This window comes from Halomonas sp. CKK8, assembly GCF_029625235.1.
GTDB classification, from domain to species: Bacteria; Pseudomonadota; Gammaproteobacteria; order Pseudomonadales; family Halomonadaceae; genus Halomonas; species Halomonas ventosae.
Genome location: NZ_CP121193.1, coordinates 2,513,324 through 2,526,470, shown reverse-complemented (window position 1 = coordinate 2,526,470; position 13,147 = coordinate 2,513,324). Strand labels below are relative to the sequence as shown.

14 protein-coding genes are annotated in these 13,147 nt (G+C 68.4%); 7 read left to right on the top strand and 7 right to left on the bottom strand.

Features of this window, described 5'->3' with window-relative positions:
• Nucleotides 1-29: 29 nt before the first annotated feature.
• From P8934_RS11995 to P8934_RS11980, 4 genes are all read left to right on the top strand, one after another.
• On the top strand, nt 30-1,076 hold the full coding sequence (locus P8934_RS11995) for an ArsJ-associated glyceraldehyde-3-phosphate dehydrogenase (protein WP_278031249.1): 1,047 nt from the start codon (nt 30-32) through the stop codon (nt 1,074-1,076).
• On the top strand, nt 1,069-2,298 hold the full coding sequence (gene arsJ / locus P8934_RS11990) for an organoarsenical effux MFS transporter ArsJ (protein WP_278031248.1): 1,230 nt from the start codon (nt 1,069-1,071) through the stop codon (nt 2,296-2,298). Before P8934_RS11995 ends, arsJ begins: the two co-directional genes overlap by 8 nt.
• Nucleotides 2,295-3,452, top strand: coding sequence for an MFS transporter (locus tag P8934_RS11985; protein WP_278031247.1), 1,158 nt, complete (start codon nt 2,295-2,297; stop codon nt 3,450-3,452). The genes arsJ and P8934_RS11985 overlap by 4 nt, the downstream gene beginning before the upstream one ends.
• A gap of 72 nt (nt 3,453-3,524) precedes the next feature.
• The gene (locus tag P8934_RS11980; protein ID WP_278031246.1) at nt 3,525-3,878 is read left to right on the top strand and encodes a metalloregulator ArsR/SmtB family transcription factor; all 354 of its coding nucleotides are present in this window, start codon (nt 3,525-3,527) and stop codon (nt 3,876-3,878) included.
• 17 nt (nt 3,879-3,895) lie between these two features.
• On the opposite strand, the gene P8934_RS11975 is transcribed toward P8934_RS11980, so the two are convergent.
• From P8934_RS11975 to P8934_RS11965, 3 genes are all read right to left on the bottom strand, one after another.
• Nucleotides 3,896-4,129 carry a thioredoxin family protein gene (locus P8934_RS11975; protein ID WP_278031245.1) on the bottom strand — a complete coding sequence of 78 codons (234 nt, stop codon included), beginning with the start codon at nt 4,127-4,129 and terminating at the stop codon, nt 3,896-3,898.
• 41 nt (nt 4,130-4,170) lie between these two features.
• Nucleotides 4,171-5,523: a permease gene (locus P8934_RS11970; protein WP_278031244.1), complete on the bottom strand. Its 1,353-nt coding sequence runs from the start codon at nt 5,521-5,523 to the stop codon at nt 4,171-4,173.
• 95 nt (nt 5,524-5,618) lie between these two features.
• Nucleotides 5,619-6,833: an MFS transporter gene (locus tag P8934_RS11965; RefSeq protein ID WP_278031243.1), complete on the bottom strand. Its 1,215-nt coding sequence runs from the start codon at nt 6,831-6,833 to the stop codon at nt 5,619-5,621.
• Between the two features lie 142 nt (nt 6,834-6,975).
• Here P8934_RS11965 and chrA point away from each other — a divergent pair, with 142 nt between their 5' ends.
• Nucleotides 6,976-8,175: a chromate efflux transporter gene (gene chrA, locus P8934_RS11960; protein WP_278031242.1), complete on the top strand. Its 1,200-nt coding sequence runs from the start codon at nt 6,976-6,978 to the stop codon at nt 8,173-8,175.
• Here chrA and P8934_RS11955 read toward each other — a convergent pair.
• From P8934_RS11955 to arsH, 3 genes are read right to left on the bottom strand one after another with little or no spacing between them, the layout of a single operon-like run.
• On the bottom strand, nt 8,172-8,459 hold the full coding sequence (locus tag P8934_RS11955) for a CC/Se motif family (seleno)protein (RefSeq protein ID WP_278031241.1): 288 nt from the start codon (nt 8,457-8,459) through the stop codon (nt 8,172-8,174). The genes chrA and P8934_RS11955 overlap by 4 nt on opposite strands.
• A 5-nt stretch (nt 8,460-8,464) precedes the next feature.
• A complete protein-coding gene (gene arsB / locus P8934_RS11950; RefSeq protein WP_278031240.1) occupies nt 8,465-9,565 on the bottom strand; it encodes an ACR3 family arsenite efflux transporter in 1,101 nt (366 codons plus the stop codon).
• 13 nt (nt 9,566-9,578) lie between these two features.
• Nucleotides 9,579-10,304 carry an arsenical resistance protein ArsH gene (gene arsH / locus P8934_RS11945; protein WP_278031239.1) on the bottom strand — a complete coding sequence of 242 codons (726 nt, stop codon included), beginning with the start codon at nt 10,302-10,304 and terminating at the stop codon, nt 9,579-9,581.
• A 261-nt stretch (nt 10,305-10,565) separates the two neighbouring features.
• Here arsH and P8934_RS11940 point away from each other — a divergent pair, with 261 nt between their 5' ends.
• Together P8934_RS11940 and fetB are read left to right on the top strand one after the other, a co-directional pair.
• A complete protein-coding gene (locus tag P8934_RS11940; RefSeq protein ID WP_278031238.1) occupies nt 10,566-11,180 on the top strand; it encodes an ATP-binding cassette domain-containing protein in 615 nt (204 codons plus the stop codon).
• Nucleotides 11,171-11,974 (top strand): iron export ABC transporter permease subunit FetB, encoded by an 804-nt coding sequence (gene fetB / locus P8934_RS11935; protein ID WP_278031237.1) that lies wholly within the window; start codon nt 11,171-11,173, stop codon nt 11,972-11,974. Before P8934_RS11940 ends, fetB begins: the two co-directional genes overlap by 10 nt.
• Nucleotides 11,975-12,071: 97 nt before the next feature.
• Here the strand turns inward: fetB and P8934_RS11930 are convergent, their stop codons facing one another.
• Nucleotides 12,072-13,037, bottom strand: a complete 966-nt coding sequence (locus tag P8934_RS11930) for an arsenic resistance protein (protein ID WP_278031236.1) — start codon at nt 13,035-13,037, stop codon at nt 12,072-12,074.
• Nucleotides 13,038-13,147 lie beyond the last annotated feature (110 nt).

Below are 13,147 nucleotides of genomic sequence, written 5' to 3'. Positions count from 1 at the left end.
CCACTCAACGACTCAACACGAGGATCCCCATGACAGTCCGTATCGGCATCAACGGTTTAGGGCGCATCGGCCGCCTGGTCCTGCGTAGCCTCTGGGCGCGCGTCGAGGCGGGCGAGGTGGCACTTTCCCGCATCAACGACCCGGGCGGCGATGCCGCGACCTTCGCCCACCTGCTGGAGTTTGACTCGGTCCACGGCCACTGGTCGCCGGGGCAGGGCATCGTCGCCGAGGCCGATGCCATCGTCATCGACGGTCACCGCATCCCCTTCAGCGCCAACAAGGCCCTGGAGGAGAGCGACTGGTCCGGCTGTCAGGTCGCCATCGAGTGTTCCGGCAAGATGAAGACCACCGGTAAGCTTCAGGCCTATCTCGACCAGGGGGTCGAAAGGGTGGTGGTCAGCGCGCCGATTAATGAGGAGGGCGTGCTCAACGTGGTGGTGGGGGTCAACGACGACAAGTACGAACCCGAGGTCCATCGCATCGTCACCGCGGCGAGCTGCACCACCAACTGCCTGGCGCCGGTGGTCAAGGTGATCCACGAGACATACGGCATCCGCCACGGCTCCATGACCACGGTGCATGACATCACCAACACCCAGACCATCCTAGATGCTCCCCACAAGGATCTGCGCCGGGCCCGCGCCTGCGGAATGAGCCTGATTCCCACCACCACCGGCTCGGCCAAGGCGATCACCGCCATCTTTCCGGAGCTGACCGGCAAGCTGAACGGCCATGCCATCCGCGTGCCGCTGGCCAACGCCTCGCTCACCGACATGGTCTTCGAGCTCGAGCGCGAGGTGACGGTGGAGGAGGTCAATGCGGCGCTCAAGGCCGCCGCCGAGGGCGAACTCGCCGGCATCCTGGGCTATGAGGAGCGCCCGCTGGTCTCCATCGACTACCGCACCGACCCGCGCAGCTCGATCATCGATGCGCTCTCCACCATGGTGATCAACGGTACCCAGCTCAAGCTCTACGCCTGGTACGACAACGAGTGGGGCTACGCTAACCGCACCGCCGAGCTGGCCATGAAGGTGGGTAGTGAGAAGGTGGAGAGCGAGCAGGTGGGGCGTGGCTGAATCGCTCGTCGCCCGTCTCAGGGGGCTGCCCTTCGAGGTACGCCAGTACCTGCTGATCACCGGCAACTACTGGGCCTTCACCCTCACCGATGGCGCCCTGCGTATGCTGGTGGTGCTGCACTTCCACCAGCTGGGCTACTCGCCCCTGGAAGTGGCCATGCTGTTCCTCTTCTACGAGGCCTTCGGGGTGGTCACCAACCTGGTGGGGGGCTGGCTGGGGGCCCGCCTGGGGCTCAACCGTACCATGAACGTCGGGCTCGGGTTGCAGATCGTGGCGCTGGCCATGCTGATGGTGCCCGCCACGGCGCTGACCGTGCCCTGGGTGATGGCCGCCCAGGCGCTCTCGGGGATCGCCAAGGACCTCAACAAGATGAGCGCTAAGAGCGCGGTCAAGGTGCTGGTCCCGAAGGACAACCCCGGTGCCGGCAGCGCCCTCTACCGCTGGGTGGCGATCCTCACCGGCTCCAAGAACGCCCTCAAGGGGGCAGGCTTCTTCCTCGGTGGTGTGCTGCTCACGCTGATCGGCTTCCGCGGCGCCATGCTGGTCATGGCATCCATGCTCGCCGCGGTGCTGCTCATGTCGCTGGTCCGCCTCAAGGCCGATCTGGGTCGCCAGAAGCGCAAGCCCAAGTTTGCCGAGGTGTTCTCCAAGTCGCGGGCCATCAACGTGCTCTCGGCGGCGCGGCTCTGCCTGTTCGCCTCCCGGGATGTCTGGTTCGTGGTGGCCCTGCCGGTGTTCCTCTATGACCAGCATGGCTGGAGCCACTGGACGGTAGGCGGCCTGCTGGCCATCTGGGTGATCGGCTACGGCGGCGTGCAGACCCAGGCGCCGCGCCTCACCGGCCTGATCAAGGGCGGGGCACGAGGCGTCACGGCCTTCTGGGCCCTGATGCTGGCCGGACTGCCGGCACTGCTGGCCCTGCTGCCCTTGGCCGAGGTGGGTTGGCTGGTGGTAGGGCTGCTGGCCTTCGGCGTGCTGTTCGCCGTGAACTCCAGCTGGCACAGCTACCTGATCGTCCACTATGCTCGTGCCGACGGCGTCTCCATGGACGTGGGCTTCTACTACATGGCCAACGCCATGGGGCGCCTGCTGGGGACCTTGCTCTCCGGCTGGGTCTATCAGGTCTACGGCCTTGCCGCCTGCCTGTGGATCTCCGCGGCCCTGGTGGCGGCCAGCGCGCTGATGGCCCTGGCGTTGCCGCGCGAAGCCTCGGAGCGATGAGTCGTCGCTACCCCCGGCTCGGGTTGACCCTGACGCTGGGCACCACCCAGACGCTGGCCTGGGCCTCCAGCTATTATCTCCCGGCGATCCTTGCCGTGCCCATGGCGGCTGAACTTGGCGTCTCGAGCGTCTGGGTGTTTGGCGCCTTCTCGTTGGCCCTGGTGATCTCGGCCGCCCTGGGACCCTTCGTCGGGCGCTGCATCGATCGCCGGGGGGGTCGTGACATGCTGCTGGCCTCCAATCTGGTGCTGGCCGCGGGGCTGGGCTCGATGGCCCTGGCTCAGGGCCTGCCCAGCCTGCTGCTGGCCTGGGTAATCACCGGTATCGGCATGGCCATGGGGCTCTATGATGCGGCCTTCGCCACCCTGGGGCGACTGCTGGGGCGCGAGGCCAGGGCCGCGATCACCGGGGTGACGCTACTGGCGGGCTTTGCCAGCACCATCGGCTGGCCGCTCACCACCTGGTTGGACGTCCAACTGGGCTGGCGCGCTACCTGCCTGGTATGGGCGGGGTTGCATCTGGCAGTGGGTCTCCCCCTCAACTGGCGTCTGCCGCAGGCAGGCTCATTGGAGGCGCTGGAGAGAAATGAAGGTATTGAGCCACCGCCGCCCGACAAGCCCCGCCTGGCCATGGGGCTGCTGGCCTTCGTGTTCGCGGTCGGCTGGTTCGTCTCCACGGCCATGGCGGCGCATCTGCCGAGGCTGCTTCACGAGACGGGGGCGTCCCTGGCGGCTGCGGTGGCGGCGGCCGCCCTGGTTGGACCCGCCCAGGTCGCGGCACGCCTGGGCGAGTTTGCCCTGCTGCGGCACCTGCATCCCCTGGTCTCGGGGCGTCTGGCGACGATTCTGCACCCGCTGGGGGCCGGCCTGCTGACGATAGGGGGCCTTCCGGCAGCGGGCTTCGCGGTACTGCACGGTGCCGGCAATGGCATGCTGACGATCGCCTCGGGCACGCTGCCTCTGACGCTGTTCGGGCCACGGGGGTTCGGGCGTCGTCAGGGGCTGATTATCGCCCCGGCGCGGATCCTGCAGGCCGGGGCACCCCTGCTTTTCGGTCTGCTGCTCGAGGCTGTCGGCGGTGCGGCCCTGTGGCTTACCTCGGCATTGATGCTGTCTGCCTTCGTGGCCCTGATGGCAATTCGGAGGCCGGCTTGATGCCTTGTCACTGTCGATGGAAGGCACTTTGTCGTAGCATGATGTCCGCTCCGACCATGAAGGATACTTGCCTTGCTCCCGCTTGATCCGACTCGACTCTTCAAGTGCCTGGGTGATGAGACTCGCCTGATGCTGATGCTGCTCGTGCTGCGTGAGCAGGAGCTCTGTGTCTGCGAGATGACACACGCCCTTGAGGAGTCTCAGCCCAAGGTCTCGCGACACCTGGCGCAGCTGCGTCGGTGTGGCCTGCTCAACGATCGGCGTGAGGGGCAGTGGGTCTATTACGGGCTCGAGCCGAGCCTGCCCGCCTGGGTGATGACCACCCTGGAGGCCGCGGCGACAGGGTGTGGCCCCAGGCTTGCACAGCTACGCGAGCGACTCTCGGGCATGGGCAACCGTCCTGAGCGCCGCGCCGCGCTCTGCTAAGCCAGGGGATAGCGGAATCAAGTCTTCAGCAGGCGCTGGATCTCTTCCGCGCTGGCCACCTTGCCCTCGATGATCACCTCGCCGTCGACCCCGAGTGCCGGGGTGCGCATCACCCCCTTGTCGATGATGGCGTTCATGTCGGTGACCTTCTCGATCTCGACCGTGAGGCCCAGCGCCTCCGCGGCCTGCTGGGCGTTGGCGGTGAGCTGGTCGCACTTCTTGCAGCCCTTGCCGTAGATGCTCAGTTTCATGGCGTTCTCCTCGTGGACGTGCGGTTTGGGGAAAGGCAGGGTCACGGCCACAGCTGGCCGTAGAGATAGCCGGTGAAGGTCGCCATGACCACCACCAGCGCGCAGTAGATAAGGGTCTTCCGGGTTCCCATGATGGTGCGGATCACCAGCATGTTGGGCAGCGAGAGCGCCGGGCCGGCGAGCAGCAGCGCCAGGGCCGGGCCCTTGCCCATGCCGTTGCCGATCAGGCCCTGGACGATGGGCACCTCGGTGAGGGTGGAGAAGTACATGAAGCCGCCCAGCAGCGAGGCCAGGAAGGTGGACTGGAAACCGTTGTCGCCCACCGCCAGCACCACCCACTCTGAGGGAATCAGGCCCTCCTCGCCGGGACGGCCCAGCAGCAGTCCGGCGACGAACACCCCGACCAGCAGCAGCGGCATGATCTGCTTGGTGAAGTCCCAGCTCTGCTCGGCCCACTCGCGGTCGGAGTCACGCAGGGTGGCGATCAGCATGATGCCGATGATGCCTACGGCGAAGGCCAGTTCCGGCACCCCCGGGACCAGCAGGGCGGCCAGCGTCACGGCGCCAGCCAGCATCGCCACCTGGCGCAGCGGCCAACCCCAGCGACGCATCAGCAGCAGGGCGAACAGGCCGCCGAGCACCGCGGTGATCTGCCACTTCCAGGCGTGGATGGCCATCCACGCCGGGCTGTCGGCGGCGGCCCAGTTGGCGAACACCAGGATGCCCACCATCAGGCCGAAGAAGGCCACCACTTGGCCCAGCGGGCGTCCGTCGTCGTCGGCGGCGAAGCCGCGAGCATTTTCCTGGCTGCGTGCCAGCTCCTCGCGGCGATAGATCAGGTGCATGATCACGCCGATCACCACGGCGAAGACGATGGCGCCGATGGCCCGTGCCAGGCCCAGCTCCAGCCCCAGCACCTTGGCGGTGACCACCACCGCCATGACGTTGATCGCCGGGCCCGAGTAGAGAAAGGCCACCGCCGGTCCCAGGCCGGCGCCACGCTTGTAGATGCCGCCGAACAGCGGCAGCACGGTACAGGAGCATACCGCCAGCAGCATGCCGGAGATCGATGCCATGCCGAAGGCTACCGGCTTGGGGGCCGAGGGCCCCAGGTAGCGCATCACCGCGCCCTGGCTCAGGTAGGCGGCCATGGCGCCGGCGATCAGGAAGGCCGGCAGCAGGCAGAGGATGACGTGCTCCTGGGCGTACCAGTGGGTCAGCCGGATACCCTCCAGCACGGCGTTGTCGAAGCGCGACGTGCCGGCGGGCAGGAAGTAGATCAGCAGGAAGATGCCCACCACGGCGCCGATCCAGCGCACCTGGTCGGGATTCTCCCGGGCCAGGGTCAGCAGCCGAGAGGTGAAGGGAGCGGTGCTATTGGTGGGGGGCGGCATGAGTGCCTCGTATCGGGACGCGTCGAGAGGGTCTGGTCATGATATATGCTTATGCATATATTTTCCAGGGCGACCCGTGGCGACCTTGATCGACGTCAATCCCCGGCGGCACCGGACTGCGGGGGGGCGGTGGCCGGCAAGTCGGCGGCCACGCCGCGCATGACCCAGAGTCCCAGCAAGGGGCCGGGCAGCAGCCACCAGACGACCCAGGCGTCCTGCCACTCCCACAGGGTGGTGGTGAGCGAGATGGCGGGGATGGTCAGGGCGAAGCCCACCGCGTTCATCACCGCCAGCGTGGAGCCGACGCGTTCCCGGGGCGCTGTCGCGGCGGCGAGGGCCGAGAACTGCGGCGAGTCGGCGATCACGGTCAGCCCCCAGGCGGCCAGCAAGCCCAGCAGCAGCCCCGGCGGCAACCAGGTCAGCAGCGGATAGGCCAGGCAGATCAGTCCCGAGGCGGCCAGCGCCCGTCGGGCGACCCACAGGCTGCCCAGCCGGCGACTCAGGGCCCCGCCCCCCACGCAACCGGCCAGCCCCAGGGCAATCACGCCGAATGACAGCCAGGGCACCCAGGCCTCCGGAGCCCCGAGCCGACCTACCTCGCGGGCGACCAGGAAGGGGGTGAGCGTCCACAGGGCGTAGAGCTCCCAGCAGTGGCCGAAGTAGCCGCCGGCCACGGCGCGAAAGCGTGCCTCGCGCAGCGCGGCCAGGCCGTCGAGCAACCTGGCCCTGCCGCTGTAGGGCGGCAGGTGCGGGCCGTCACCCAAGGCAAGGATCAGGCCACCCCCCGCCAGCGCCAGCGCCGAGGCGCCGATCAGCGGCCACTCCCAGGGGAGCCCCAGGGTAGTGCCGCGCAGCAGGTGGGGCAGGGCGGTACCCAGGGTCAGCATACCCACCAGCCAGGCCAGTGCGGCCCCGGTGTGCTTCGGCGTCCAGCCGATGACGAGCTTCATGCCCAGCGGATAGATCCCGGCCAGGCACAGCCCCGTGGCGAAGCGCAGCAGCAGGTCCAGCGGCGGATACGAGGCGGCCATCACGAAGCCGGCATTGGTCAGGGCGCCGGCCAGGCAGGAGGCCGCGAAAATGCGGCTGGCGCGGAAGCGGTCGGCCAGCCCCGTGGTGGCGATGAACAGGGTGCCGACGATGAAGCCTGCCTGGACGGTCAGGGTGAGTCGGCCCAGGTCGGCCTCGGAGAGCCCGAGGTCGCGCGATAGCGCGAGCCCCACGCCGTTGACGGAGAACCATAGTGAGGTGCCGCACAGCTGGCCCAGCACGATAATCAGGAGCGGATGGCGTCTCAGGAGATCGGTCATCACTGCATCGTCGCCGGCCCGCCCTCGGCTGGCAAGGTCGACCTTTGGCCCGGTTCGAGTCGAAGGCGGTGGCTGACATGGGCCCGTCATCTCCCGCCGGATAGTATGGCGCGCTGGACTGTTCGATTCGGGAGATCACCGCATGACCGAGGTCACTCGCCCGCCGGGGCGTATCCTGGAGGTATTTCGCGCCTTCCTGTTGCTGGGGCTGACCTCCTTCGGCGGACCCATTGCGCACCTGGGGTATTTTCGCGCCGAGTTCGTGACGCGGCGTGCCTGGCTCTCGGAGCGCGACTATGCCGACCTGGTGGCGCTCTGCCAGTTCCTGCCGGGGCCGGCCAGCAGCCAGGTAGGCTTCGCCCTGGGCCTGATGCGGGGCGGCCCCTGGGGCGCGGCAGCCGCCTGGGCCGCCTTCACATTACCTTCGGCCCTGCTGCTGGTGCTCTTCGCCCTGGGCGCCGCGGCGTTCGAGGGGCCGCTCGGCCAGGGGCTGATCCACGGCCTCAAGGTGGTGGCAGTGGCCATCGTCGCCCATGCCGTGTGGGGCATGGCGCGCAACCTTTGCCCTGATCGGGTGCGCGCCGGCATTGCCCTGGCCGCGGTGCTCACCGCGGTGCTGGTCGTCGGCCCCCTGGGGCAGGTGGCCGCCATCCTGGTCGGCGTCGTCGCCGGCCTGCTGCTGTGCCGCGCCCACACCGAGCCCGACCGGGGTACGATGCACTTCCCCGTCTCGTCCTGGGCGGGGCGGCTCGCGGGTCTGGGTGTCGCGGGGCTTCTGGTCGGCCTGCCGCTGCTGGCCTGGCTCACACCCTCCACCACCCTGGCGGTGATGGACGCCTTCTACCGCGCCGGTGCCCTGGTGTTCGGCGGTGGCCATGTGGTGCTGCCGCTGCTGGAGGCGGAGGTGGTGCAATCGGGCTGGGTCGGGCCCGATGCCTTCCTGGCCGGCTACGGCGCCGCCCAGGCGGTGCCGGGGCCGCTGTTCACCTTTGCGGCCTACCTGGGGGCGGTGATGGCGCCGCTCGGCCTGCCCTTGGTCGGCGCCGCCCTGGCCCTGGTGATGATCTTCCTGCCCGGCCTGCTGCTGCTGGTCGCCGTGCTGCCGTTCTGGAACCGCCTCAGGCGCTGGGACAGCGCCCAGTCGCTGATGCGCGGGGCCAATGCGGCCGTGGTGGGTATCCTCGGTGCTGCTCTCTACCAGCCGGTGTGGACCAGCGCCATCCTCGGCCCGCGGGAGTTCGCCCTGGCCCTGACCGGTTTCCTGCTGCTCAGCGTATGGAAGTTGCCTGCCTGGGCAGTGGTCACCCTGTTGGCAGGCGGTGGGGTGCTGGTCAGCCTCTAGGAGCGGGTGGGGGAGACGCCCTCCACGAAGAGATGCCCCATTCCCAGGAAGCCCGCGACGTTGACCCGCAGGCCCTGGCCGACCAGTGTCGGGTCGATGTAGAGCGACAGCCCCTCGAACTCGACGCGTGTATAGCACGCTGGATCATCCGGGGCTCTGGCCTCGGCCACCGCGATGTCGGCCCCGCCGCCGCAGCAACCGTGGCGGGGCGAGAGGCGTACCGTGGCCACGCCACCCTTGCGCTTGAGCCATTCGCGGGCGCTGTCGCTGACCTCGATGGCCATGGCTCTCAGCCCCTGGCCTCGGCCGTGGCCTTCGTCTCGGTCTCGGGGAAGTGGTGGCGGGTGTTGTTGGCGATGCGCACCAGGGCGAGCATCAGCGGCACCTCCACCAGCACGCCCACCACCGTGGCCAGGGCCGCGCCGGACTGCAGACCGAAGAGCGCGATGGCGGCCGCCACCGCCAGCTCGAAGAAGTTGCTGGCGCCGATCATCGCCCCGGGAGCGGCCACGTTGTGGGGCACCTTCCACGCCTTGGCCCAGCCGTAGGCGATGAAGAAGATCAGGAAGGTCTGGAGGATCAGCGGGATGGCGATCAGCACGATATGCAGCGGCGCCTCGAGGATCACCTCACCCTGGAAGGCGAACAGCAGCACCAGGGTGATGATCAGCCCGACGGGGGTTACCGGGCCCACCTTCTTCATGAAGACGTTGTCGTACCACTCGCTGCCGCGGCGGGCGATCAGGGCGCGCCGGGTCAGATACCCCGCGGTGAGCGGGATGACGATATACAGCAAGACCGACAGGGCCACCGTGTCCCAGGGCACCTGGATGTTGGAGACGCCGAGCAGGAAGACCACGATGGGGGCGAAGGCGAACAGCATGATCAGGTCGTTGAGGGCCACCTGCACCAGGGTGTAGGCGGCATCGCCCCGGGTCAGGTAGCTCCACACGAAGACCATGGCCGTACAGGGGGCGGCGCCCAGCAGGATGGCCCCGGCCAGGTACTGGCTGGCGCGCTCGGCGGGAATCAAGGGGGCGAACACCACGGTCAGGAAGAACCAGGCGATGGCGAACATGGTGAAGGGCTTGATCAGCCAGTTCACGGTGGTGGTGATGATCAGCCCCCTGGGCTGGCGGCGCACGCCGAGGATGGCAGTGAAGTCGATCTGCGCCATCATGGGGAAGATCATCGCCCAGATCAGCACCGCCACCGGGATCGACACCTGGGCGTACTCGAAGCGCGAGAGGGTCTCGGGGATCGCCGGGGCGAACTGGCCGAGCAGCACGCCGGCGACGATGGCCAGCGCCACCCAGACCGAGAGAAAACGCTCGAAGAGCCCCATGCCCTCCGACGTGCTGGGAGACTGGGATTCCTGATGTGCGGTCATGGTGTGACTCCTGTCAGATGGCGCGCTGGTTGACCCGGGCGGAGAGCTGCTCGGCCGATTCCTTGCGCTCCGAATAGCGGTCGGTGAGCGCCTCGCTGCGGCCACGCACCATCAGCGTGAACTTCACCAGCTCCTCCATGACGTCGACGATGCGGTCATATAAGGGCGAGGGCTTCATGCGGTCGTTGTCGTCGAACTCCATGAAGGCCCTGGGCACCGAGGACTGGTTGGGGATGGTCACCATGCGCATCCAGCGGCCAAGCACGCGCAGCTGGTTGACCGTGTTGAATGACTGGGAGCCGCCGCACACCTGCATCACCGCCAGGGTCTTGCCCTGGGTGGGGCGCACCGCGCCCAGCGCGAGCGGGATCCAGTCGATCTGGGCCTTCATGATGCCGGTCATGGCGCCGTGGCGTTCCGGCGAGCACCACACCATGCCCTCGGCCCACTCGGCCAGCTCGCGAAGTTCCACCACCTTGGGATGGGTCGCCTCCTCGGTGTCGGGCAGCGGCAGCCCCCTCGGGTCGAAGATGCGAGTCTCGGCGCCCATGGCGCGCAGCAGCCGGGCGGCCTCTTCCACCGCCAGGCGGCTGAAGGATCGACTGCGCAGCGAGCCGTAAAGCAGCAGGATGCGCGGAGGATGTTCGCGGTCCACGGGGATGCCCAGGCTGGCAGCATCCGGCACCCGGAAGATCGTGCGGTCGATATTGGGCAGGTCGTTCGGCGATGTGTTTGTCACGGGATGTCCGGTAAGACGGTTCAATGGATCGGGCGTGTCGCCACTTAAGATATGTGGAAGAACGTATATGATCAATGCCACTGGGCATTGCACCGCCTGCTCCGGTGGTGCGGAGGACTCGGGGCGCGTTGCGCTGGTCCGGGGCGCGCTGGAAGACCGGCGAGACCTCGCTGGGGTCCTGGATGGGGCGATGCCTTGCGGTGGCCTCCGCGGAATGGCGGGCCTGCTATCATGCAGCCCCCTGGTGAAGAAAGGTGCCCCGTGACCGCAAGCCCGACCCTGCGACTCGACGGCGTGACCAACGGTTCGCTCTCGTGCGTGTCGTTGGCCGTCGCCCCCGGCGAGATCCATTGCCTTTCCGGCCCCAGCGGGTCCGGCAAGAGCCGCCTGCTGCGTGCCGTGGCCGACCTCGAGCCCCACGGTGGCGAGGTGTGGCTGGGCGATATCTCCCAGGCGGCGCTGCCGGCGCATGTGTGGCGGGCGCGGGTGATGCTGGTGCCGGCCGAGAGCCAGTGGTGGGCGGATAGCGTGGGCGAGCATATGCCGCAGGCCGCTCCCGCGGATCTCGAAGCGCTGGGCTTCACCTCCGAGGTGCTGGCGTGGCAGGTCTCGCGGCTATCGTCGGGGGAGAAGCAGCGCCTGGCCCTGCTGCGGGCGATCAGCCGCGAGCCCATGGCACTGCTGCTCGACGAGCCCACCGCCAACCTGGATGACGCCACCACCCGCCGGGTGGAGGCCTGGCTCGTCGCGAGCATTCGCGAGCGCGGTTGGCCGGTGCTGTGGGTCGCCCACGACCCCGCCCAGATCCAGCGGGTGGCAGAGCGCCACTGGCGAATCGAGGGAAGCGAACTCGTGGAGGCGGCGTCATGGACGTGATCGCGCTGACCTGGTGGCAGCTGGCCCTGGCGGCGCTGATGGTGGTGGCGCTGGCGGGCAGCACCGCCGCCCTGCGCTTAGGGATGGGCCGCAGCCTGCTGGTCGCCGCGGCGCGCACGGTGGTCCAGCTTGCCCTGGTGGGGCTGGTGCTGGAGGCGCTGTTTGCCGCCGAGCGGCTGATGTGGGTGGCGCTGATGGCGCTGGGCATGCTGCTGATTGCCGGGCGCGAGGTGATGGCGCGGCAGAAGCGTCGGCTGATCGGCGGCTGGGCCTTCGGCATCGGCACCGTGGCGATGTTTCTCTCCTCGTTCACGGTGACGGTGCTGACGCTCACCGTGATCATCGGCCCCGAGCCCTGGTACCTCCCCCAGTACGCCATCCCGCTGCTGGGCATGATGCTCGGCAACACCATGACCGGGGTCGCCCTGGCCCTGGACCGCCTGACCGACACCGCCTGGCGCCAGCGCGCGGTGATCGAGAACCGGCTGATGCTCGGCCAGCACTGGCAGGAGGCGGTCGGCGACATTCGCCGCGAGGCGATGCGCAGCGGCCTGATGCCGATGATCAATGCCATGGCGGCGGCGGGGGTAGTCAGCCTGCCGGGCATGATGACCGGCCAGATTCTCGCCGGGAGCCCGCCGGCGCTGGCGGTGAAGTACCAGATACTGGTGATGTTCACCATCACCCTGGGAACCGGCTTCGGCACCCTCGCCGCGGTGGCCGCGGGCAGCCGGCGGCTGTTCGATGGTCGCCAGCGATTGCGACTGGATCGCCTGGCGGCCCCGCGACACTAGACGCGCCCATCGGCCTGTCAATATTCCGGGCAGGCGAGGGCGGACGCCTGTCGAGGGGGCAAGCCTACCGGCTTTCATGAGGCGCTTGCGGCGGTCGTCAGCCGCTGGGAGGCTCCGGAATCAGCTTGCCCGGCACCCAGCTCAGGTAGGCCACCATGCCGAACAGCTCGACCAGCGACTGGAAGACGATGACCACCACGGCGGCCTGCAAGGCGTCCGGCAGCGTCAGGGCCAGCGGCAGCATCACGAAGGAGTTGCGAGTACCGAAGCTGAACGCCAGGGTACGGGCCCGAGATGCCTCGATCCGAAACAGCCGGCCGAGAAGCTTGCCCAGGCAGGCCGCGAAGAGCAGGTAGGCGATGAATACCGCCAGGACCTGAGGCAGCACATCGGAGAGTTCGACCACGGTGGTGATCTGCGAGGCCGCAATCACCAGCACCACCAGGGCCAGAAGCGGGACCGGCAGGACGCCCAGGCCATGGATCAGTTGCCCCGCCTGGCGGTGTCGCGTGGCCAGGCGTTCGGTGACCCATGCCAGCAGCAGGGGGGCGAGGATGAGGCCGGCGAAGGCGCTGATCAGGTGGGAGCCGACGGCGAGGCGCAGCCAGGCTTCGCCGAGGAACAGCCACAGGTAGAGCGGCAGGGCAAGCAGCTGCACCAGCAGCAGCAGGGGCGCGGCGGTGATGGCCCGGGCCGTATCCCCCTTGCCGAGATGGGTGAAGCTGATGAACCAGTCGGTACAGGGCACCAGCAGCACCAGCAATATCCCGGCCTGAATGGCCGGCGTCAGCGGCAGTCCCGCTACCGCCCAGCCCACCGTCAGCGGGATCACCAGGAAGTTGCCGATCAGCAGGGCGCAGAGGAAACGCCAGTCCCGGAAGCCATCCGCTATGCGGACCAGGGGAATCTGGGTGAAGGTTGCATACAGCAGCCCTCCCAGCAGCGGCCAGAGGCCTCCCTCGAGCACGCTGGCCAGGCCGGGGCTGGCCAGGCCGAGTCCCAGGCCCGCCATGATGCACAGCAGGTAGATCCAGGACTGGTAGCGCTCCATCCCCTCGCGCATGGTAGGTCTCCTCCTCGCGCCATGACCGTCATGGGCAGTGCAAGGGCATTGTCTCGAGCAGACAGGCTGGACGCTATCATCGCAATGACGGAGCCGGCCGGCGGCGCTGA

Coding starts and splice junctions, on each gene's coding strand:
- P8934_RS11995 (WP_278031249.1), top strand. CDS start 30: ATGACAGTCCGTATCGGCATCAACGGTTTAGGGCGCATCGGCCGCCTG.
- P8934_RS11985 (WP_278031247.1), top strand. CDS start 2,295: ATGAGTCGTCGCTACCCCCGGCTCGGGTTGACCCTGACGCTGGGCACC.
- P8934_RS11975 (WP_278031245.1), bottom strand. CDS start 4,129: ATGAAACTGAGCATCTACGGCAAGGGCTGCAAGAAGTGCGACCAGCTC.
- P8934_RS11970 (WP_278031244.1), bottom strand. CDS start 5,523: ATGCCGCCCCCCACCAATAGCACCGCTCCCTTCACCTCTCGGCTGCTG.
- P8934_RS11965 (WP_278031243.1), bottom strand. CDS start 6,833: ATGACCGATCTCCTGAGACGCCATCCGCTCCTGATTATCGTGCTGGGC.
- chrA (WP_278031242.1), top strand. CDS start 6,976: ATGACCGAGGTCACTCGCCCGCCGGGGCGTATCCTGGAGGTATTTCGC.
- P8934_RS11955 (WP_278031241.1), bottom strand. CDS start 8,459: ATGGCCATCGAGGTCAGCGACAGCGCCCGCGAATGGCTCAAGCGCAAG.
- arsB (WP_278031240.1), bottom strand. CDS start 9,565: ATGACCGCACATCAGGAATCCCAGTCTCCCAGCACGTCGGAGGGCATG.
- fetB (WP_278031237.1), top strand. CDS start 11,171: ATGGACGTGATCGCGCTGACCTGGTGGCAGCTGGCCCTGGCGGCGCTG.
- P8934_RS11930 (WP_278031236.1), bottom strand. CDS start 13,037: ATGCGCGAGGGGATGGAGCGCTACCAGTCCTGGATCTACCTGCTGTGC.